This window comes from Nocardioides humilatus (assembly GCF_008373755.1).
In the GTDB taxonomy this organism is placed as follows: domain Bacteria; phylum Actinomycetota; class Actinomycetes; order Propionibacteriales; family Nocardioidaceae; genus Nocardioides; species Nocardioides humilatus.
In genome coordinates this window covers 1-289 of the sequence record NZ_VUJV01000051.1, presented here as the reverse complement: position 1 = coordinate 289, position 289 = coordinate 1, and the positions used below count along the sequence as shown (strand labels likewise).

Below are 289 nucleotides of genomic sequence, written 5' to 3'. Positions count from 1 at the left end.
GGCTATCAAAGGTGTTGGCCGGAGGTACTCCAACATTGTTCTCAAAAAAGCCGACATTGATCTTGACAAGCGTGCTGGCGAATGCACAGAAGAAGAGGTTGAAAAAATTATCACTATCATGTCGAATCCTAGGCAGTATAAGATACCAGACTGGTTCCTAAATAGGCAAAAGGATATTGTTGATGGTAAATACAGCCAGCTGACCTCCTCCAACTTGGATTCAAAACTCCGTGAAGATTTGGAGAGGCTCAAGAAGATTCGCGCTCACAGAGGGATGCGACATTACTGG

The 289-nt window shown here is 44.6% G+C and carries 1 protein-coding gene; it reads left to right on the top strand.

What is annotated here, in order from left to right:
• On the top strand, positions 1-289 hold a 289-nt coding region (gene rpsM, locus F0U44_RS23980; protein ID WP_149730586.1), incomplete at both ends, for a 30S ribosomal protein S13.